At 29.8% G+C, this 19,927-nt stretch carries 21 protein-coding genes; 11 read left to right on the top strand and 10 right to left on the bottom strand.

Annotated elements, in window-relative coordinates; translation table 11 throughout:
- Window positions 1-276 precede the first annotated feature (276 nt).
- From ACKTTC_RS18605 to ACKTTC_RS18585, 5 genes are all read right to left on the bottom strand, one after another.
- On the bottom strand, window positions 277-2,829 hold the full coding sequence (locus ACKTTC_RS18605; protein WP_408041370.1) for a hypothetical protein: 2,553 nt from the start codon (window positions 2,827-2,829) through the stop codon (window positions 277-279).
- 93 nt (window positions 2,830-2,922) lie between these two features.
- Window positions 2,923-4,188, bottom strand: coding sequence for an adenosylmethionine--8-amino-7-oxononanoate transaminase (gene bioA / locus ACKTTC_RS18600; RefSeq protein WP_408041369.1), 1,266 nt, complete (start codon window positions 4,186-4,188; stop codon window positions 2,923-2,925).
- Between the two features lie 33 nt (window positions 4,189-4,221).
- Window positions 4,222-4,830 carry a dethiobiotin synthase gene (gene bioD / locus ACKTTC_RS18595; protein WP_408041368.1) on the bottom strand — a complete coding sequence of 203 codons (609 nt, stop codon included), beginning with the start codon at window positions 4,828-4,830 and terminating at the stop codon, window positions 4,222-4,224.
- Entirely contained in the window at window positions 4,827-5,207 is a 381-nt protein-coding gene (locus ACKTTC_RS18590) for a putative signal transducing protein (protein ID WP_408041367.1), read from the bottom strand. The genes bioD and ACKTTC_RS18590 overlap by 4 nt, the downstream gene beginning before the upstream one ends.
- A 133-nt stretch (window positions 5,208-5,340) precedes the next feature.
- A complete protein-coding gene (locus ACKTTC_RS18585) occupies window positions 5,341-6,468 on the bottom strand; it encodes an aminotransferase class I/II-fold pyridoxal phosphate-dependent enzyme (RefSeq protein WP_408041366.1) in 1,128 nt (375 codons plus the stop codon).
- 103 nt (window positions 6,469-6,571) lie between these two features.
- On the opposite strand from ACKTTC_RS18585, the gene ACKTTC_RS18580 reads away from it, so the two are divergent.
- A complete protein-coding gene (locus tag ACKTTC_RS18580) occupies window positions 6,572-7,621 on the top strand; it encodes a leucine-rich repeat domain-containing protein (RefSeq protein WP_408041365.1) in 1,050 nt (349 codons plus the stop codon).
- Between the two features lie 7 nt (window positions 7,622-7,628).
- On the opposite strand, the gene ACKTTC_RS18575 is transcribed toward ACKTTC_RS18580, so the two are convergent.
- From ACKTTC_RS18575 to ACKTTC_RS18555, 5 genes are all read right to left on the bottom strand, one after another.
- Entirely contained in the window at window positions 7,629-8,066 is a 438-nt protein-coding gene (locus tag ACKTTC_RS18575; RefSeq protein ID WP_408041364.1) for a LexA family protein, read from the bottom strand.
- Window positions 8,063-9,319, bottom strand: a complete 1,257-nt coding sequence (locus ACKTTC_RS18570) for a Y-family DNA polymerase (protein ID WP_408041363.1) — start codon at window positions 9,317-9,319, stop codon at window positions 8,063-8,065. Before ACKTTC_RS18570 ends, ACKTTC_RS18575 begins: the two co-directional genes overlap by 4 nt.
- 69 nt (window positions 9,320-9,388) lie before the next feature.
- Entirely contained in the window at window positions 9,389-10,939 is a 1,551-nt protein-coding gene (locus tag ACKTTC_RS18565) for an ankyrin repeat domain-containing protein (protein ID WP_408041362.1), read from the bottom strand.
- 101 nt (window positions 10,940-11,040) lie between these two features.
- Complete coding sequence (locus ACKTTC_RS18560; RefSeq protein ID WP_408041361.1) at window positions 11,041-11,247, bottom strand: helix-turn-helix domain-containing protein; 207 nt, start codon at window positions 11,245-11,247, stop codon at window positions 11,041-11,043.
- Window position 11,248: 1 nt separating this feature from the next.
- Entirely contained in the window at window positions 11,249-11,788 is a 540-nt protein-coding gene (locus tag ACKTTC_RS18555) for a DUF2975 domain-containing protein (RefSeq protein WP_408041360.1), read from the bottom strand.
- A gap of 180 nt (window positions 11,789-11,968) precedes the next feature.
- On the opposite strand from ACKTTC_RS18555, the gene ACKTTC_RS18550 reads away from it, so the two are divergent.
- The 10 genes from ACKTTC_RS18550 to ACKTTC_RS18505 all read left to right on the top strand — a co-directional run bounded on the left by ACKTTC_RS18550 (window position 11,969) and on the right by ACKTTC_RS18505 (window position 19,897).
- Entirely contained in the window at window positions 11,969-12,430 is a 462-nt protein-coding gene (locus tag ACKTTC_RS18550; protein ID WP_408041359.1) for an Lrp/AsnC ligand binding domain-containing protein, read from the top strand.
- 8 nt (window positions 12,431-12,438) lie between these two features.
- The gene (locus ACKTTC_RS18545; protein ID WP_408041358.1) at window positions 12,439-13,020 is read left to right on the top strand and encodes a HupE/UreJ family protein; all 582 of its coding nucleotides are present in this window, start codon (window positions 12,439-12,441) and stop codon (window positions 13,018-13,020) included.
- Between the two features lie 45 nt (window positions 13,021-13,065).
- Window positions 13,066-13,500 (top strand): deoxycytidylate deaminase, encoded by a 435-nt coding sequence (locus ACKTTC_RS18540; protein ID WP_408041357.1) that lies wholly within the window; start codon window positions 13,066-13,068, stop codon window positions 13,498-13,500.
- Window positions 13,487-15,058, top strand: coding sequence for a S41 family peptidase (locus tag ACKTTC_RS18535; RefSeq protein WP_408041356.1), 1,572 nt, complete (start codon window positions 13,487-13,489; stop codon window positions 15,056-15,058). The genes ACKTTC_RS18540 and ACKTTC_RS18535 overlap by 14 nt, the downstream gene beginning before the upstream one ends.
- Before the next feature lie 73 nt (window positions 15,059-15,131).
- Window positions 15,132-15,479 (top strand): YciI family protein, encoded by a 348-nt coding sequence (locus tag ACKTTC_RS18530; RefSeq protein ID WP_408041355.1) that lies wholly within the window; start codon window positions 15,132-15,134, stop codon window positions 15,477-15,479.
- Window positions 15,479-16,717 (top strand): RNA polymerase sigma factor, encoded by a 1,239-nt coding sequence (locus ACKTTC_RS18525; protein WP_408041354.1) that lies wholly within the window; start codon window positions 15,479-15,481, stop codon window positions 16,715-16,717. Before ACKTTC_RS18530 ends, ACKTTC_RS18525 begins: the two co-directional genes overlap by 1 nt.
- A 274-nt stretch (window positions 16,718-16,991) precedes the next feature.
- Window positions 16,992-17,540 (top strand): RNA polymerase sigma factor, encoded by a 549-nt coding sequence (locus tag ACKTTC_RS18520; protein ID WP_408041353.1) that lies wholly within the window; start codon window positions 16,992-16,994, stop codon window positions 17,538-17,540.
- A 12-nt stretch (window positions 17,541-17,552) separates the two neighbouring features.
- A complete protein-coding gene (locus ACKTTC_RS18515) occupies window positions 17,553-18,302 on the top strand; it encodes a HEAT repeat domain-containing protein (protein WP_408041352.1) in 750 nt (249 codons plus the stop codon).
- Window positions 18,303-18,314: 12 nt separating this feature from the next.
- Complete coding sequence (locus tag ACKTTC_RS18510) at window positions 18,315-19,148, top strand: DUF4097 family beta strand repeat-containing protein (RefSeq protein ID WP_408041351.1); 834 nt, start codon at window positions 18,315-18,317, stop codon at window positions 19,146-19,148.
- 35 nt (window positions 19,149-19,183) lie between these two features.
- On the top strand, window positions 19,184-19,897 hold the full coding sequence (locus ACKTTC_RS18505) for a DUF4097 family beta strand repeat-containing protein (RefSeq protein WP_408041350.1): 714 nt from the start codon (window positions 19,184-19,186) through the stop codon (window positions 19,895-19,897).
- The last annotated feature ends 30 nt before the right edge of the window (window positions 19,898-19,927 follow it).

The following is a 19,927-nucleotide window of genomic DNA, read 5'->3' as shown; positions in this document are numbered from 1 at the left end:
AAGAAACACCAGAGTGTAAAATATGCTATTATAACGTTGCTTTTTCTATTAGAAAATGATGTCATTTTAAACAATAAGTACAATTACATGATTAGATACATGTAGTAGAGGACAAGGTGTTATATTTTCATGAAGTGATTTTGGTTTCGGGGTTATAATAGACTAATTTATAATAGAATAAAACTATTTTAAAAGGCAAAAGCCCCTTTTTTAAAAAAGAGGCTATACTATGTTTGATACTTGTTTAAAGTATTAAGCTTGTTTTTAATATGATTTTCAAAATCTTAAATAAGCTAAATATCCTACTTGAAACTGACTAAAACCATTTGTTTCTTGATTTGCTGTATTAGTGTATAGATATCTGAAAAAGAACTTATTGTCGCTTTTTATATCTGGAGTAAAAAAAGCAGAAAGTTCAATCCGGTGTAACCATTGTCCTGCATTTTTTATGTCTGAAAATGCATTAAAATCCTCACCTCTTGGAATTAATATTTTGTAAGGACGATATTTTAGGGCTCCTCCAAAACGTTCTTCAGAACGTATTCTAATCAAAGTTTCAGGATAAACGCTAAAAAAACCAATATTTTCATTAAAGTTTTGATTAGGATTTATAACTCTAGTTCTTCCATAATGAGTACCACTATTTAATTCAAATCGTAATTTTGAATTAGGTACATCATAAGTTACAATATTTAGATCAAAACCTATAGAGGTGTTTGTAAATCGAACTAAATCTAAATATGAGACAGTGTTGTTTTTTAGGGTTAATTCTTTTTCTTTATTTTCTATTCTAGCCCAATTAAAATTAGGTTTTATATAATTAGCAAAACCTACATTTCTCCCTCTAGAACCTCTTACAAGATAACGTCTAGTCCATAAAGGAATATTTTTTTCAATCTCTATCTGAATTAATCCGTTAGGAGCAGAATTATTGAGGCCTACAAAATCACTAAAAAACCGTGCCCCTAAGATTTTTGATGACTGTTCTTTTTTTAACTCAATACTAAACTCTTCATTAGTATCATTTGATGGTAGTGTAATAGTTTGATTTTTAGGACTAAAATCTAAACGATCGTTTTGATGTTTTTGCACATACATTTTTATGATATCTGTTATAGGAACAGAAAAAATAGGATAGCGACCTTCATATGAATGTAAGTCATAATTATATAAATCATCAAAATCGGTTCTAGAACTAAACCCTAAAGGAAATTCATTTACAAATTTTAATTCTTTTTTAGAATTTCCTAAAATGTCTTTGACTAAAGGTTCATTAAAAAATTCTTGAAGGTATTGTTTTACCTCATTATAAGTTAATCTTTCACTTTGATTCTTGGTTTTTGTGGTATCTTTTCTTTTAATATATTCTTTTAGTATTAAATCTTCAGGAATAAATGGTCTCCCTAAATTTCCAACTATAGTAATATGCTCTATAAAACCATCGTTAATATCAAGCTCAATATTCTCAATTTTAAACCTATATAAAGGAATGTCTTTTATGACATTTCTTTTATTAACTATAGAATCATTGATATCTCCTTCTGCTTTCCTTCTTTCTCTTTCTAGTTTATCAATTTTACTTTTATATTCATTTTTAATCTTATCAGTTAGTTTCTTATATCTTGAATAAAATGAAATAGAATCGTTTTCATTTTTTTTAATTTCTCTTTTTATACTTAATAACTTAGACCTATCAGCACTTGTTCTTTTTAAAAGAGATTCCTTTTCCCCTTGTTCTATTTTTTTTACTGAATCTTTTACTTTATTATCGGTTACTAGTTTTTTTATTTGTTGATAATTTACGGAGTCTTTTTGTGTTATATACTTGTTTAATTGTATTTTTATTCGTTGATAGTTTACAGAATCATTTTTTAATAACGAATATATTTTTTCATTTAACCTAATATAAAGTTGCCTTTTTTCTTCTTCTATTTTACTACAAAGTCCTGTTTTATTTACTTCTAAGGAAATTAGTACTTCTTTATTTTTTGTTATTTTGTTTTCGAGTGTTTTTTTATTGTTTAGAAATAAAGTAATAGACTTTCTAAGAGTTTTAATAGAATCTGTTTTAATCTTTATTTGTTTTTTATTACTTAAATAAGTAGATAACAACCCATTTTCAATTAGTTGAATCATTCTAAAAGCATTGTATAATTTTTTAAGTTTGCTCCTTATTTTAGGTTTTTTGTATTTCCTTAACTTTAAAAAACCATTTCTTTGATTGATATGGTGTACAAATTTAGAAAGCTTATAAGAAGAAGTATCTAATTTGTTATTATCTCTTAAGTGTTTTATGTCTCTAGCCAGTTTATAAAAATTAATACCATTTTGATCTTTAGTAACATTCACATCTAATGAGTATTTTAAAGTGCCAGCTACTGGTTCTGTATCATATTGAAAAGCGGTGATAATAAGAGCATCAAAAAATTGATAAATATTTCGTATTGTTTTTACATAAGTTTCCCTATCATCTGTTTTTAATTTTATAATATCATATTCGGGTTCATCTTTAGAAATTGAATCTAAGGCTTCTATAAATTTGCTTCGAAAAATTACCTCATTAAAAGGAAAAACCCTAAAGGATGTCTTTTTCCCTTTTGTGTTTTTTATATCCTTATTTTTAGTATTTCTTAAAGTAAAAGTTACATCATTAGAAGTTTTAGGGCTAGCAAAAATTAAAATCGTTTTCACACGCTCTTTTACTTCTATAGTATCTTTTATTTTTATACTATCTTTAGTTTTATTAGTAAACATATACGGCTGTATCTGTTTTTGGGCCATAGCAAAAAAGCCCATCACTATACATAGTGTAGTTAGTTTAAGTTTCATGGTTGGTTAAGTTTGAGTTGTTGTTCAACCAACTAATTTATAGGAGAATAAAATAAAGGTTTAGGGGTAAAAGCCCCTTTTTTGGAAAAGAGGCTACAATGTATTCAATACTTTTTCAATCGTAAAATAAACCTTTTCAAGTTGTTCTGCGGTAATTACATATGGAACTTGAATATAAATAGTGTTTCCTAGTGGACGTAAAAACACCCCTTCTTTCATAAAAGAAGACAGTAATAAATCGCGCAAAGTACCATAACGTTCCATGTTGGTATCTAAGTCTAAAGCAAAAATGACTCCTATATTACGAGTAGATTTTACTTTAGGGTGCGATTGAATTCGTTCACTAAATTGTTGATGTGCTTTGCTAATTCTTTGAATACTTTCTTGAATCTCTTCTGAAGTCAATAAATCGATACTCGCAATAGCAGCGGCACAACCTATTGGATTTGCAGAGTAGGTATGACAATGAAAATATCCTTTTGCAATATCATCGCTTAAAAAAGCATCGTAAATTTCTTGTGTACAAGAAGTAATAGCCATAGGAACCAACCCACCAGTTAGCGCTTTACTTAAGCAAATGATATCTGGTTTGATAGTCATATGATCTGATGCAAAGTTTTTTCCTGTTTTTCCAAAACCAGTCATTACTTCATCTGCAATGGTGAGAACAGCATTGGTTTTGAAAAAATCTAAAATGCTATTCAATCCATTATTATCATGGGTTTTCATTCCCGCAGCACCTTGCACAATAGGTTCGTATACAAAGGCGGCTACTTTATGGTTCGCAACAATGTCTTTTAATTGTGTTAAAATTGCTTCAGTATTCGTTCCGTTAGGAACAGGAATACGATGTACGTTGATTAAAAAGTCTTCAAAAGGGCCGTTATAAACTGATAATCCAGAAGTAGACATGGCACCAAAAGTATCTCCGTGAAAACCATTTTCAAAAGCGATGAACGTAGTACGTTTGTCTCCTTTGTTGAAATAGTACTGTAGTGCCATTTTAATAGCTGATTCTACAGCAGTAGAACCATTATCATTAAAGAAAATCTTAGCTTGATTTTCTGGTAGAATTCCAATAAGTTTTTCAGAAAGTTCTACGGCAGCAGGATGCGTAAAGTCGCTAAACATTATTTGATCCAACTGTTGCATTTGTTCGTATACTTTGCTTGTAATATACTCGTTACAATGTCCAAACATACACGTATACCAAGAAGAAATAGCATCGATATATTCATTACCGTGCTCATCTGTAAGTATACAGCCTTTTGCTTTTACAATTCCTAAGCTATTTGGATGTGTTTGATGTTGTTTTAATGGATGCCAGATGTGTTTCTTATCGCGTTCTTGTAGTGTCATTTTCTTATTGTTTCGAGTACTGAACTTTGTTATTTATAATTTTTCTCTAAACTTATCTGCGTATTCTTTAATCACGTTTTGATCGATATAAGGCTCTTCCTCGATTCTTCCTATAACAGGAACTCCGCTCATTTTTTTAATGATAGCTTCCGTAGTTGTATGTTCGTCTCCACTATACACTAAAGAAACATCAAATCCTTTTTCTTTTAATAAATTTAGTGTTAGTAGTGTATGATTAATACTTCCTAAATAATGACGAGAAACTACAATCACTTTATAATCTGGTTGGATTAAATCTAGAATAGTATGTTTATCATTTAATGGAACTAACAATCCTCCAGCACCTTCAATTACTAAATGATTTTCAGTATTAGGAGTTTTAATGTTTTTTATATCGATAGTAATTCCATCTATTTCTGCTGCGGCATGCGGACTCATTGGAGTATTGAGAGCATAACTGTTTTCATGAAAAACAGAGGTTGTATTAGAAATTAAGTTTTGTACTTTGTGTGTATCAGAATAATCTAAATCTCCAGACTGAATAGGTTTCCAATAATCTGCTTCTAAGGCTTCTGTTATAATTGCTGAAGCGACAGTTTTTCCAACCTCAGTAGATATTCCGGTAATAAAATATTTTTTCATTTAAAGATTGTTTTACAATCGTTACAAATTAATTTTTGACTTTCAAAAAATGGGAAAAGCATGTAGAAGAAATTTTTTCGTTGAATATCTGCTACTAAAATTCGGTTAGAGTTACATGATGGGCAATGGATGTCATTTCCTTTCGCATCTTTTTCATATCTCCGAATTTCATTGTATACTTTAGAAGCTTTTTCCAAATCTTCATTGTACACTAGTAATTTTACTCCACCAATGGCTTGACTTATTAGTGGATCGGAATCTATTGTTTTTTCATCCATTAGCATAGTACTAATGTTTTCTGAATCTAATTTAGATTTCACTACTTGCGCTTCTGTAGAATATTCAAAAACAGCTAAAATTGTATAGTCTTCTCTCATCTTTAATTTTAGACAAAGGTAATGAGTTTTAAGGAAGGTATATAGTTAATATTTATAGCGAAAACGTCATGCAGAAATTACCTTTCAACCGCGTACAGGAAGGCTGTTTTTGTTTTAAAAGAAAGAACTCTTGTTATACCAAAGAAGCTAGTGCTTCTAAAATAGCTGTAATCTGTTCTTTAGAATTAAAACGATGTAGGCAAAAACGAATGCGTTCTTTTCCTTCAGGAACTGTTGGAGAAAGAATAGATTTTACATTAAATCCTTTTTTTTGAAGTTGTTGCGAAATATATTTTGCTTTGTTGGTATTAGAAATGAGATAGCAATGAATTGCAGAGGTACTTTCAATAAAGGAATCTGTTAACTGTAATCGTTGTACTTCGTTTGTAAAATGCGTAATCTTTTGATGTAGTTCTGAAATATGAGACGGTTGCATATATTGATATGCTACCTGAATAGTTGCAATAGCATGCGGAGACAGTCCTGTTGTATAAATAAAACTTCTGGAGAAATTAACTAAATATTCATAGAGTTCTTTACTTCCTAAAATAGTTGCTCCATGACAACCTAAGGCTTTTCCATAAGTAATGATTCGCGCAAAAATAGCATGTTCAACTTCTGACTGTTGTACTAATCCCATTCCTTTTTCTCCAAATACACCTAAAGCATGTGCTTCATCAATTATTACATAAGCGTTGTATTTTTTAGCAATGTTAACTAATGAAACTAAATCAGGAGAATCGCCATCCATTGAAAAAACAGATTCAGTAACGATGTATATATTATCATACATACTTCGCTCTAGTATTTCTTCAAGATGTGTAAGATTGTTGTGTTTAAATTTATAGGCTTTGGCATTAGAAAGTTGTATGCCATCTCTAATCGAAGCATGACTCAATTCGTCATATAAAATAACATCGCCTCGTTGTGGAACCGATGAAAAAAAGCCAACGTTAGCATCGTATCCAGAATTGAATAGCAACGCTTTTTCTGCATTGTGAAAATCGGCAATTATCTTTTCTGTAGCTTCATATAATGGATGATTTCCTGAGATCAATCGAGAGCCTGTTGCACCGTTAATTTTGATATTATTGTTTACGAGCAACTCATGTGTCCTATTAAAAATAACTTCCGATTGTGCAAAACCTAAATAATCGTTGGAATAAAAATCGATTAGATTAGACGCGCTTTGCAAGCTACGTAAAGCATTAGCTTGTTTACGATGACTTAATTTTTGTTGTAGCTTTTTAGGAAATTTCATTGATACAAAAATAGTAAAGCATTAGAAAATATAGACGATAGAGATAGCGTCTTTTGTTTTTCTGTAAATTTGTGGTTATAAATTGCAGATTAATAAAAATTGAATGGAAGAAATCCTTTTAAAAATAACAGCGGTAAAAGAATCGAAAGCAAGCTTATTAAGTCTTACTCATGAAGGTTTAACCCGTATACCAGATGAAATTTTTGACTTAGATCACCTTACGAATCTAAACCTTAGAGGTAATAAGATTGAAGAAATACCAGCAGAAATTTCAAAGCTTAAAAACTTAAAAGTTTTGTATTTAGATAATAATCAGATACAAAAAATAGATGCTCGTTTTTTTGAGTTGGAAAACATAATTGTTTTAAATCTTACGAATAATAATATTGAATGTATTTCTGAAGAAATAGGACGATTTAAAGAATTAAAACGTCTTCATATTTCTCAAAATAAATTAAGAAGTTTACCTAAAAGTATTGGAGAACTAGAAAACTTAGAACATTTATACGGACATGGAAATGAACTAACGAAATTACCAAATGAGCTAGGACAATTAAAAAAACTAAAACATCTAAACTTTTTTAATAATAGAATTACTGATTTAGATATTGATCTAAGTAATTTAAAATTGCTTAATTATCTAGAATTAGGATTTAATCAAATAACAAAATTATCACCAACAATTGGAAAATTAGAAAATTTAGAAATCTTGTCGTTATTTGATAATCAACTTGTAGAGTTGCCAAAAGAAATCTCAAACTTAGTAAATCTTAGAAGGTTGAATGTATCCTATAATCAATTAGAAACAATTGAATTGAATTTAAAAACCATGAAAAATTTAGGAGAACTTCATGTGTTTAAAAATAATTTAAGGGATTTAAAAAGGTTAAATGTGAGAAAACTTTGCAATAGGCTTCCTAGTTATAGTTCTCATTTTTGTTTACTAATAGATGAAACACAAGAGTTGATGATTCACTCCTTATCTAAGATATTTATAAAGTCTTCTAAAATTGGAATTATAAATCTTGAACATAAAAAAATGCCAGAAGGTCATTATTACAAACAAATTCCGTATGAATTATCACAGAAATACAAATTAGTAGACCCAAGAAGGGAAAGAATGAGAGAAAGATTTAAAAAGAAAAACAATTAAAAAACTTTTAAACTCTCTTAATCACATTGGTTACAATTCCCCATATTAAAAAGTTATTTTCTTCTGTAATTTTTATAATAGGGTAATCTGGATTTTCTGGTTTTAACCACACTTCGTTTCCTTCTACACGTAAACGTTTTACGGTAAATTCACCATCTAAAAAACAAACAGCAATTTTATTATTTGTAGGAGGAATGCTTCTGTCAATTACTAATAAATCATTATCATCTAATCCAGCACCAATCATAGATTGTCCACTAACTCTTGCAAAAAAAGTGGCTTCTTTATTTCTAATAAGTTCTTCATCTAACGATATTCTACTTTCTTTAAAATCATCGGCGGGAGAAGGAAACCCAGCAGAAATTCCTGTGTCGAAAAAAATAGCCCCATTACTCTCAATATCTTTCGGGCTAAAAAATGTTAATGCTTGATTTTTTAAACTCATTTTACAACAATAATATCGTTAATATTTGTGGTGTACTTCGGGGTTAATCGTTCCTGACGCATTTTCCAGGTTCTTTCTAAATCCTGATTTCCTAATTTTACTTGATTAGATTTATATTTCTTATTAATTTGATCTATAGCATTCATGAGTGGTTTGTGCTTTGGATCTTCTTTGGTAAATAAATCTAATTGAAAATTATCTTCAGGAACCAATCCAGTTAAAATTACACCTGCTCTTTTATATTTAATGCCAGATTTAAAAATTGTTTGAACTGCAGCTACGGCAGCTTTACTAATAGTTAAACTAGAATTGGTAGGAAATGGTAAAATTACCGTTTTACTAACTCGGTGTTGTTCTTGATTATGCTTATGACGATCGCTTCTTAATAATACAACAATCATATGACAACAACTTCCTTGTTTACGTAATTTCTCAGCACAATTTACAGCAAAAGTAGAAATACGTTCTTTAATATTTTCTATATCAGCATACGTATATTCAAAACTACGTGTTGTAGCAATTGCTTTTCTAGCTTTATCTTCTTCAAGTGTTATACTAGATTTTCCTAATAAGTCTTGCTGCAATTTCCATACAGTAATAGAATACTTTTTTCGTACCATAGTGCTGTCTAATTGTGTAAAATCGTATGCCTTTTTACAACCAGCAGCTTTTAGTTTCTTTTGAAGCCCATGTCCAATACCCCATATTTTTTCTATGGGAGTCCATTTTAAAGCTTTTAAGCGTTTCTCTTCAGAATCAATAATATAAACACCTCCAGTTTCCTTTAAAAATTTACGAGCAATTTTATTGGCAACTTTACTTAATGCTTTGGTAGGAGCAATACCTACACAAGTAGGAATTCCTGTCCATTGTAAAATCCTATTTCGAATGTCATGTCCGTACACATCAAAATCGTAATTTTCAAAGCCTTTAAATTGAAGAAAAGCTTCGTCAATAGAGTAAATTTCTACATTAGGTGTGAACTGCGAAAGAATTTTCATAACCCGATCACTCATATCTCCATATAACGGATAATTAGAAGAAATGACTTCAATATTATGTTGCTTGCAATAGTTTTCCCATTTAAAAATAGGGGCTCCCATAGGAAGACCTATTTCTTTGGCTTCGTCGCTTCTTGAGATAACACAACCGTCATTATTGCTTAGTATAGCCACAGGTTTATTGCGTAAATTCGGGTTGAATACACGTTCACAAGAGGTATAAAAATTATTACAATCTACTAAAGCAAACATAGATTACAAAAATACGGAATATTACACATTATAATATTCCGTATAAAGAAGAGATGAATCAAACTTACATTATAATTTTACTTTTTCTCCGTTTTCATCGATTTGATAATACGTATTACCTTCTTTCCATAATGCTTTTACTGTTCCTTGTTTTTCCTTACTTGGATGCTTTAAATCAATAGCAATGATTTTATTGTGATACATTTTTTTGATGTTCTTTACAGGTGTATGACCAACAATAATCGTATTCGCTTTGTAATGATCAGTAATAAAATCAATTTCCGCTTGCGGTAATTTTTCTGTGAAATAACCTCTGTACCATAATGGTCCTACATTACCAGAGAAAACACCTCTTGCTCTTTTGTTTTCTTTAATTTCAGAGATTGGTTTTCTATAATATTTTCTTGCTAATGTATTCATTTCTTCTAAAGTGAAATTATCTTCGGCCAAACGTTTGCTCAATCCACCATGTACATAAATAGCGTCTCCTATTTTTTCTACACAATTTTTAGAAGTTAGCCAATTGCCTAATATGGTATTTTCGCTATATAAATCTTTTAAATTTTTGTGTAAACCTAATGCCGTATTTTTGTACTTCTGTTGCACATATCTATAATCACCTTGAATGTTCATTACTTCATGATTTCCAATAATAAAATGAACCATTCCATTAGCTTCTTCAGCTTGCCTTTCTAATTCATAAATTAGCCAAAGCACTGGAGTAACATTCTTACCTCTATCGAAGAAGTCTCCAACTAATACTAGATGTCCTTGACCAAATGTCCATTGATAATCTTTGTTCATTACACCAGTTCCTTCTAATATTTTTTTTAAAGCATAAAAATTTCCTTCAATATCAGATACAACTAATAGTTTTTTAGGCTCTTTATATATAGTAGGAGGTGTTTCGAAATTTGTTGATAATGCAACAGAGAAGGTATCGTTAGATTCGTTGTCTACAATTACGTCAATTTTAGCATTTTCTTTAGCAATGTTACTTTTCCTAATAGCTGTTTTATCTCCAGAAAAAGTTGATAGAACCTCGTAATTATCTTTGTGAGTAAAAACATAAGGTCCGTCTGTTGTTAATTGTAATTCATACGGCAGTCCTAAGATTTCTAAGAATTTTTGAAGGTTTTCTTTCTTTATGTAATCTAAAACAGTATAACTTCCATTTATTTTCGCATTAGTATTAGCTCCTAATTTTAGTAATTTGTTAAACCCTTCTGGGTTATCATATTTTACAGTATAAAGTAATGCAGTTATATTTCTTTTGTTTTGAAAATTAACGTCCGCACCCTTTTTAATTAAGTAAAGTATTAAATTGTTTCTTTTATATTTTGCAGCATACATTAAAGGTGTTTTCTGACCTTTATTTGTTAAGTTAACATCTGCCCCGTTTCGAATTAAAATATCTAATAATTCTTCGTTTGCTCCAATTTTCACAGCGTAAGTGAGTGGTGTATAACCACTAAATAGATTATTCACAGTATTCTCTTTAGCTAGCATTGTTGCAAGTGCTTTACTATTTCCTGTTTTAATTGTTTTTAAAATATTATTGTCTTGACCAGTACAATAAAGACAAATAAAGGATATTAAAAAAAATGCTATTTTTTTCATGATTTTATTGTGTTTTAAATATTTATAATTTGTTAGAAATAGGAATAGATATCCCTTGTCGGAAAAATCCGATAGTTTAGAATATAGTATGTAATAAGAAGTTATTCTTTTATATGTTCGAGTATATCAGCAGGTTGACAGTCTAATGCTTTGCAAATAGCATCTAATGTTGAAAATCGTATAGCTTTAGCCTTTCCAGATTTTAGAATGGATAAATTAGCAGTGGTAATGCCTATTAATTCAGCCAACTCTTTGCTTTTCATTTTTCGTTTAGCAAGCATCACGTCTAAGTTTACAATAATTGGCATATTAAATAGTTAAATCGTTTTCTTCTTGTATTTTTCTTCCTTTTTGCATTAAATCCATATAAAAATAAACCATAAAGGCTATTAATAGATGAATGATTAATGGTAAATGTTCTTCACTAAAAATAATTTTATTTGATTTAGTGAGGCCAACAATTATACTAATCAAACCAACAAAGATTGGAATAAAATTTAATTTGAAAAATACACGTAGTTTTTGCTGAGAAGTTTTGTTAAATACTTGTTCTTGAATAAAAACTCCAAAAAAATTCTTTAAAGCCCAAAAGTAAATTGTGTAAAAAAATAAACTCAACCACATCAAAATTACTTTTATAGATAGAGAAAAACCTACGGTTAACTGTAATAATGGAATTCTAATGTTTACATAGGGATCTGACTCTTTATCTAAGATGGAAACTAAAGGAATATCCCAGTCTAGATAATATTCAATAAACGATAACATTGAAAATATAGTTACGAAAGCACTAAATAATGCAAATCCATAATAAAACAATTTTGAAAGTTGGAATGCTATTTTTTTCATACAAACACATTTTGAGTATATAATAACGCAAATATATAAAAATTATTGAAAAACGATAATTAATTAATGTTTTAAGATGTTTTTTGAATAAGATTAGTGAGTGTATTTAATGTTAGTTTTATCTGCTAGTTTTAAGTATATTCGACCTAACCTTAGAGCATTAAAATTTAATTTTACTTTATGTCGAAAAAATTAAAAATTGATGGTATTGATAAAATCATCATAAAACGATTAGTAAATGACGCACGAACTCCCATTTTAAGTATTGCAAGAGAGGTAGGTATTTCAGGCGCAGCGATACATCAAAGATTACGAAAACTTGATGATTCAGATTTAATAGATGGCTATAAAATGGTTCTAAATCCCAAAGCTTTAGGATATACAACAACAGCTTTTGTGGGAGTATTTTTAGAATCGGCCAGTTTATATTCTTCAGCAATTAAAAGATTGAAAGATATTCCAGAAGTAGTAGAGAGCCATTATACTACTGGTAATTATGCAATTTTTATAAAAATTATGTGTAAAAACAACCAGGACTTAATGCATTTGTTAAATAAAGACATTCAAAACATAAAAGGCGTATCAAGAACGGAAACATTCATATCTTTGGATCAACAAATTGATAGACAAATAAAAATTTAATCCTCTATATGAACGACTTTATTCTGTACTTTAAAATGGGCTTATTTCATGTACTTGATTTAAATGCCTACGATCATATTTTATTCCTAATTGTATTAGCAGTAGTATACCAATTCAAACAATGGAAAAAAGTTTTATGGTTAATTACACTATTCACTATCGGACATTCTATCACGTTAGCTCTATCTGCTTATAATATTTTAAAAGTAAGAGCCGACTTAGTAGAGTTTTTAATTCCGTTAACCATTTTTATTACAGGATTAATGAATGTATTAACAGCGAGAAAAGCATCTGTAGGAAAAGATAATCAGAACTTATTTTTTGCACTGTTTTTTGGATTAATACACGGATTAGGCTTTTCTAATTATTTTAAAATGATGATTGGAAAAAGTGAAAGCAAATTAATGCCATTATTAGAGTTTGCTCTAGGAGTAGAGGCTGCTCAGGTAATTATTGTGTTATTAATCTTATTAGTTGGAGGTGTGGTGCAGTCTGTTTTTGGTGTTAACAGACGCGACTGGATTTTAGTAGTATCTTCTATTGTTATAGGATTCGCTATTCAAATGATGTTGAATCGTGTTTTTTGGTAAATTATTAACTTCTTTAACAGTAAAATCTCTTTATTTTAGCTTTCTATGTCTTTAACAGCAAAAGAATTAAAATACGCAAAGACCTATTTAAAAATGGCTCGTGAATGGGGAAAGTTATCTCACTGTACTCGTAAACAAGTTGGAGCTATAATTGTAAAAGATAGGATGATTATTTCTGATGGATATAACGGAACACCAACAGGATTTGAAAATATTTGTGAAGATGAGGAAGGATATACGAAATGGTATGTATTGCATGCAGAAGCAAATGCTATTTTAAAAGTAGCAGGTTCTACACAGTCTTGTGAAGGAGCAACTTTATATATTACACTTTCTCCATGTCAACAATGTAGCAAGTTAATTCACCAATCAGGAATTAAGAGAGTAGTATATTCTAATGAATATAAGGATACCAGTGGTTTAGAATTTTTAAAGAAAGCAGGAGTAGAATTGATTTATTTACCGAATGAACAAGAATAACTTACCCATATTTTTTGCTATTGCAGTAGCTTTTGGAGTTTTAATAGGAGTTTTTTTTAATGGAAGATCAAATGTTTTGAGCAAAGGATCGGCCAATGAACAAAAAATTAAACGTCTTATAAATTTCATACAACAAGATTATGTAGACGATGTAAATACAGATGAATTGTTAGATGGAGCAATTGCAGAAATGCTCACAAAATTAGATCCACATTCTGTATATATTCCTAAAGAGAATTTACAAGCAGTTACCGAAAATATGCAAGGTAATTTTGTTGGAATTGGAGTGCAATTCAGAATGATTGGCGATACAATTACGGTAGTACATCCAATAAAAGGGGGACCAAGTATTAAAAAAGGAATTAAATCTGGTGATCGAATTCTTATTGCAAACTCAGATACTTTATATGGTAAGAATGTTAGAAATGGTGATATTTTAAAGAAATTAAAAGGGAAACCAGATACAAAAGTAGATTTACAAGTATACCGAAAGTCTAACGACAGTTTGTTTAATGTAGCTGTTACGAGAGGAAAAGTAAATATAAAAAGTGTAGATGTAGCTTACATGTTAAATGATAGTATTGGTTATATCAAACTAGATCGTTTTGCACGTAATACTTATAAAGAATTTAAAGAAGCAATTACTGATTTGTTAGGTTTAGGCATGACAGATTTGGTATTAGATTTAAGAGGCAATGGTGGTGGATATATAGATATTGCTAATAAAATTGTAGATGAATTTTTAGAAGACGAAAAACTAATTGTTTTTACCAAGAATAATGGTGGAGAAATTATAGAATCTTTTGCAACAGACGAAGGAGATTTTGAAAATGGAGGTTTGTATGTATTAATCGATGAAAACTCTGCTTCTGCTTCTGAAATTGTAGCTGGTGCTTTACAAGATAATGACAAAGGAACTATTATTGGTAGACGTTCTTTTGGAAAAGGGTTGGTACAAGAAGAAATGGATTTAGGAGACGGATCTGCGGTACGATTAACGACAGCTCGTTATTACACTCCAACAGGAAGATCTATTCAAAAACCATATAAACCTAAAGGAGAAGCCGAAGATGAAACTTCTAGTTTTTATGGAGATGAAGTACAACAACGTTATAGAAATGGAGAGTTGTTTAATAGAGATAGTATTAAAACTATAGATAGTTTAAAATACACAACACCAAAAGGAAAAATAGTATATGGAGGTGGAGGAATTATCCCAGATGTTTTTGTGGCTATAGATACAACAACCTATATTTCTCCATACTACTTTGGATATTTAAACGATTTTGCTTTCCGTTATGTAGATAATAATAGAAAGAAATTAGCAGGAATGTCTATTGATGATTTTATTAAAGATTTTGATAAAGACAATAAAGTTTCTGATGAGTTTTTAAATCAATTAAAAGACATTAGCACTTCAGCAAGAACAAAAGATCAATTACGTAAGTTTCTAAAAACAAGTATTGCTAGAGAGTTGTTCAATGATCAAGGTTTGTATAGACTAAATCATTTGGATGATAAAATGATCTTAAAAGTATTGGAATTAGAGAAAAAATAAATTTTTTCAAAAAAGTGTCCCCTTTATACACTTTGCAAACGTCATAGAGTTATAAACTTAAAATTTGAATAAAATGAAAGAATTCATGATGATTTTTATCGGTGCAGATTATACCGATTTAGGACTTTCTCCAGAAGAAATGCAAAGTAGAATGGGAAAATGGTTTGCTTGGAATGATAAAATGCAAGAAGCAGGTTATTTAAGAGGAGGAAACGCTTTAACACCTCAAATTAGAAGAATTGTTGGTAAAAACCGTACTGTTTCAGATGTAAGTTCGGCTGAAGTAAAAGAAATTGTTGGTGGATATTACTTAGTAGAAGCCAAAGATTTTGATGCAGTACAGGAAATCGCACAAGATTTTCCAGACTATGATTTAGGTGGTACTGTTGAGATTAGAGAAATTATGGTTTTCGACAACTAATGCAAACAAAACTTATAGACCATCTTTTTCGCCATCATAGCGGAAAGATGGTTGCTGTTTTAACACGGATTTTTGGATTATCAAACCTCGAAATTGTAGAAGATGCTGTTCAAGATACTTTTATAAAAGCCAGTATTAGTTGGCGTAATCAAATTCCAGAAAATCCAGAAGCATGGCTTACAAAAGCAGCTAAAAATCGTGTTTTAGATATCTTCAGAAAACTACAATCTGAAAAGAAACAAGTACCTAATTTTTCTACAGGAATAGATGCTATAGCAATTCACGATTTATTTTTAGACTCAGAAATAGAAGATGCGCAGTTACGTATGATTTTTACGGCATGTCACCCTCAATTACAACCAAAAGACCGCATTGCTTTTGCGCTAAAAACTGTTGCAGGATTTAGTAGTAAAGAAATTGCTTCTGCATTATTACTGAAAGAAGAAACAGTAAAAAAGAGACTAGTAAGAGCACGAAAATACATTCAAAAGTCAGATATAACATTTAGTATTCCGCAAGGAAAAGAACTCCCAACTCGAATAGAAAGTGTGTTAGAAGTTTTGTACCTTATTTTTAATGAAGGTTTTCATTCCAATAGAAAAGAGATTTTAGTTCGAAAAGATTTATGTGGAGAAGCCATGCGTTTGTGTAAATTACTCATAAAAAACAAACACACTTCAGTAGCTGCGAGTTATGCACTATTTGCACTCATGTGTTTTCATGCTGCGAGATTAGATACCAAAATTAATATAGATAACGAAGTTCTAGATTTAAAAAATCAAGATCGATCTAAATGGCACTTTCCTTTAATTCAATTAGGAAATGTAATGATGAGTAAAGCTGTGGATTTAGATGAATTTTCATGTTACCATTACGAAGCAGCAATCGCTTCAGAACACTTAAAAGCAGCGAATTTTAGAGATACAGATTGGGAAAAGATTTTATACTGGTATGAATGTTTATACGAATTACAACCAATGCCTTCTCATTTGCTAACAATGGCGGTAGTATGTTTGCAGCTTAATAATTATATAAAAGCAAGTTTTTACTTTGATAAAATTAATCCGAATGATTTAGAACAACGCTCGTATTTATATTACAGTGCAAAATCAGACTATTATGCTGCAATGGGAAAGAAATCAGAAGCTATTAAATCTATAGATACTGCATTAGAAAAAGTAACCAATCAACTCGAAAAAAGCTATTTAGAAAAGAAGAAAAAGAATATCTTGGCTTAAGATATAGTTATTTTTATAATATTTTATTAGTGTAATTTTATTGTGAAAAAACTCATAAATAGAAAGTCATTGCGAAAAAACGAAATGAAATAAAGTTTTTGTGGCAATCTCTTTTTATTACAGAAAAATTATTTGAGCTTCCTTTCGATTGTATTCAAGAAACGTTTCATAATAACGTATTTCATAAAAAAACAAGAAATTTTTATGCAGAGGTGTAACCTTTCAAAAAAACAAAGGTTTTAATAATAGAAACTAATCAAAACAAACGCGTACGTTGAAACATTTAAGCGATGAAGAATTAATGTTAGCAGTAGCTAATGGAGAGTTAAAAAAACTCTCTATACTATTCGATAGATATCATATTCGAATCTATAATTTCTTCAATAAAATGTTGCAAAACAGTGCGATTAGTGAAGATTTAACTCAGGAGGTTTTTATAAAAATTTTAAAGTATAGGACGTCTTATAAAAATGGAAATTTCGCCTCTTGGATTTATACTGTAGCAAGAAATATTTTCTCAAGTTATTATCAAAAACAAAAAAAAGAGAGAGCTACAGTAATAGAAGATGATTTAGTAAGCTCAGGAGAAGTATTAATTACTGAAGGAAACGAAGATGAGTTGGAACACTTACAAAAATCATTATTAAAGTTAAATAAAACAGATCGAGAATTGATTGTAATGCATCGATTCCAAGAAATAAAATACGAACAAATAGCAGAGATTATTGGAAGTTCTGAAAATGCCGTAAAAGTAAAAATGCACAGAGCTTTAAAGAAGTTGAAAGATATTTATTTTCAACCGGTAAGTACAAAGGCTAAATAAAATGAATGAAGTATGAAGTGTAAAGAGATTCAAGATTTATATATAGCATACCTCTCAGAAGAGGTAACAGTAGAAGAAAAATTAATTATTGAAGAACATATAGCTTCATGTAAAACTTGTGCACAAGAATTAGCAGAAACAAAGCAGTTTTTAGGATTGATCTATGATGTAAAAGAAGAATTACCTAGCAATAATTTAAAAGAACGTTTTGAAGCAGTTTTAACTGAAGAAATCCAAAAGGAAGCTACCAAAGTAATTCCGTTACAATCTAAAACAGATTGGAGCACATACATAAGAATTGCAGCGAGTATTGTTATAGTAATTGGCGCTTTTTTAATTGGAAGAGAGTCTAATAAAGTATCTCCAAAAATGAAAGAAGAAAGAGCCATACTGGCGCTTTTAGAAAATCAATCTGCAAGTAAACGAATTATGGCAGTAGAAGAAACAGAACAATTCACAGAAACTGACACAAAAATAATTGATGCATTAATTCAAAAATTGTTCAATGATAAAAATGTAAATGTGCGTATGGCTGCAGCAGAAGCACTGACAAGATTTTCATCTTTAGAAAAAGTAAGAGGAGCATTAATAAAAGCATTAGAGACAGAAAAACAACCAACATTACAAATTGAATTGATTCAAATTTTAGCTAAAATCCAAGAAAAAAAGGCACTAGAACCTATGAAAAAACTACTAGAAAAAGAAGAAACACCTAATTACGTTAAACAAGAATTACGATATAATATCGCAAATCTATTATAAAAGAATACCATCATGAAAAAAATAAGTATCATATTATTATTTATAAGTGGAATACTCACTGCACAAAACAAAGAACATAAAGAGTCGCTTTCGGGTATAAAAAAAGTACAAATAACTACAGAAGCGGGAGTTAAAATTGTAGCTGGGAATTCAAATGAATTAATCCTTAAAGATTACATTAAAGAAGCTAAAGACGATTGTGATGAGTGTGAGGAGTATCCTGAACATCACAGTCAAGGACAACATCATAATCATGATAAATCATTTAAAGAAAAAACGAAAGGTTTAACACCAATTTATGCTGGAGGAAGAGACAATACAAACGGATTTGGTTTTTCAATAGTAAAAGAAGGATCTGTTTTAATAGTAAAAGATTTAAAATCATTTTATCAAAGAAGAGGTGTTACTATTATGCTACCTAAAAACCTTTCAATTAGTGTAGACACAGGAACTTTAGGAACAGCTAAAATAGATGGGTTTACTTCCGAAGTAGAAGTAAATACAAATACGGGCCGTATTACAATGCAAGATGTTACTGGACCTATAACAGCACACTCAAGCACAGGACCTATTAATATTAACTTTTCAAAAGTAAATCAAACAGCACCAATAACTATTTCTACCGCAGTAGGAGAAATAGATGTAACAATACCAGCAGGAACCAAAGCGAATTTAGACTTAGATACAAACGGAACTGTATATAGCAATTTTGATATCCAACCAGCTTCTAAAAAAGGACTTAAAAATGTAAGCGGATTAAAGAAAATTACAAGTAAGTTGAATAACGGAGGCGTGAAAATCAAGCTACGATCTCACATGGGTAATATATACCTGCGTAAGAAGTAAACAACCAATAACACATAACTAAAAAACAAAATATCATGATAAGAACATTCTTAATCATAGGATTACTATTGCTTAATTGTAACCTAATAGCTCAGGAAAAAGTAGTGAAAAATCACAAGGCAAATGGCATTGAAAATGTAAGTGTAGAAGTGAAATTTGCCAAGAATATAGAGATAAAAAACTGGAATAAAAACGAAATCTCTGTAGAAGCAATTCCTAATTTGAATAATAATAAAGACAATAAATATTTTTCGTTAAAAGAAGATAAATTAGGAGATACATACATTATTAAATCAGACTACGGAGATTACTTTGAGAAACGTAAAATCGAATATTCAAAGTCAAAGAAAGGTGATTGTTATAATAACTATGAAATGTATGTAAACTATACAATTTATGTTCCTAAAAATATGCAACTAAAAGTGAAAAGTATTTCTGGAAATGTAGACGCTTTAAGCTATACTGGGAATTTAACCTTAGATTTAATTAGTGGAAATATTACTGTGAAAAAGCATTCAAAAAACATGAAACTAAAAACAATTAGTGGTGATATTGATGTAGCCGTTTCAGATGCTAAATTTAAAGCGGAAACATTAACAGGTGCTGTATATTCAGATTTAGATATCGATTTTGATAAGAACAAAGAAAAATTCCATATGGGAAGTAAAATTTATGGTACTGTAAAAAATGGATTGGCTTCTTTAGACTTAAAAACGATAAGCGGAAATATTTTTCTAAGGAAACAGTAAAATAAGAGAGTACATAAAAAGACATCATAA

It is taken from the genome of Tenacibaculum amylolyticum, assembly GCF_964511145.1.
In the GTDB taxonomy this organism is placed as follows: Bacteria; Bacteroidota; Bacteroidia; order Flavobacteriales; family Flavobacteriaceae; genus Polaribacter; species Polaribacter amylolyticum.
The sequence above is the reverse complement of the archived record's forward strand: the minus strand, read 5'-3'. Positions and strand labels throughout refer to the sequence as shown.

Bases quoted from the DNA above. Each gene is read 5' to 3' on its own strand.
- ACKTTC_RS18605 (WP_408041370.1), bottom strand. From the start codon at position 2,829: ATGAAACTTAAACTAACTACACTATGTATAGTGATGGGCTTTTTTGCT.
- bioA (WP_408041369.1), bottom strand. From the start codon at position 4,188: ATGACACTACAAGAACGCGATAAGAAACACATCTGGCATCCATTAAAA.
- bioD (WP_408041368.1), bottom strand. From the start codon at position 4,830: ATGAAAAAATATTTTATTACCGGAATATCTACTGAGGTTGGAAAAACT.
- ACKTTC_RS18590 (WP_408041367.1), bottom strand. From the start codon at position 5,207: ATGAGAGAAGACTATACAATTTTAGCTGTTTTTGAATATTCTACAGAA.
- ACKTTC_RS18585 (WP_408041366.1), bottom strand. From the start codon at position 6,468: ATGAAATTTCCTAAAAAGCTACAACAAAAATTAAGTCATCGTAAACAA.
- ACKTTC_RS18580 (WP_408041365.1), top strand. From the start codon at position 6,572: ATGGAAGAAATCCTTTTAAAAATAACAGCGGTAAAAGAATCGAAAGCA.
- ACKTTC_RS18575 (WP_408041364.1), bottom strand. From the start codon at position 8,066: ATGAGTTTAAAAAATCAAGCATTAACATTTTTTAGCCCGAAAGATATT.
- ACKTTC_RS18570 (WP_408041363.1), bottom strand. From the start codon at position 9,319: ATGTTTGCTTTAGTAGATTGTAATAATTTTTATACCTCTTGTGAACGT.
- ACKTTC_RS18565 (WP_408041362.1), bottom strand. From the start codon at position 10,939: ATGAAAAAAATAGCATTTTTTTTAATATCCTTTATTTGTCTTTATTGT.
- ACKTTC_RS18560 (WP_408041361.1), bottom strand. From the start codon at position 11,247: ATGCCAATTATTGTAAACTTAGACGTGATGCTTGCTAAACGAAAAATG.
- ACKTTC_RS18555 (WP_408041360.1), bottom strand. From the start codon at position 11,788: ATGAAAAAAATAGCATTCCAACTTTCAAAATTGTTTTATTATGGATTT.
- ACKTTC_RS18550 (WP_408041359.1), top strand. From the start codon at position 11,969: ATGTCGAAAAAATTAAAAATTGATGGTATTGATAAAATCATCATAAAA.
- ACKTTC_RS18545 (WP_408041358.1), top strand. From the start codon at position 12,439: ATGAACGACTTTATTCTGTACTTTAAAATGGGCTTATTTCATGTACTT.
- ACKTTC_RS18540 (WP_408041357.1), top strand. From the start codon at position 13,066: ATGTCTTTAACAGCAAAAGAATTAAAATACGCAAAGACCTATTTAAAA.
- ACKTTC_RS18535 (WP_408041356.1), top strand. From the start codon at position 13,487: ATGAACAAGAATAACTTACCCATATTTTTTGCTATTGCAGTAGCTTTT.
- ACKTTC_RS18530 (WP_408041355.1), top strand. From the start codon at position 15,132: ATGAAAGAATTCATGATGATTTTTATCGGTGCAGATTATACCGATTTA.
- ACKTTC_RS18525 (WP_408041354.1), top strand. From the start codon at position 15,479: ATGCAAACAAAACTTATAGACCATCTTTTTCGCCATCATAGCGGAAAG.
- ACKTTC_RS18515 (WP_408041352.1), top strand. From the start codon at position 17,553: ATGAAGTGTAAAGAGATTCAAGATTTATATATAGCATACCTCTCAGAA.
- ACKTTC_RS18510 (WP_408041351.1), top strand. From the start codon at position 18,315: ATGAAAAAAATAAGTATCATATTATTATTTATAAGTGGAATACTCACT.
- ACKTTC_RS18505 (WP_408041350.1), top strand. From the start codon at position 19,184: ATGATAAGAACATTCTTAATCATAGGATTACTATTGCTTAATTGTAAC.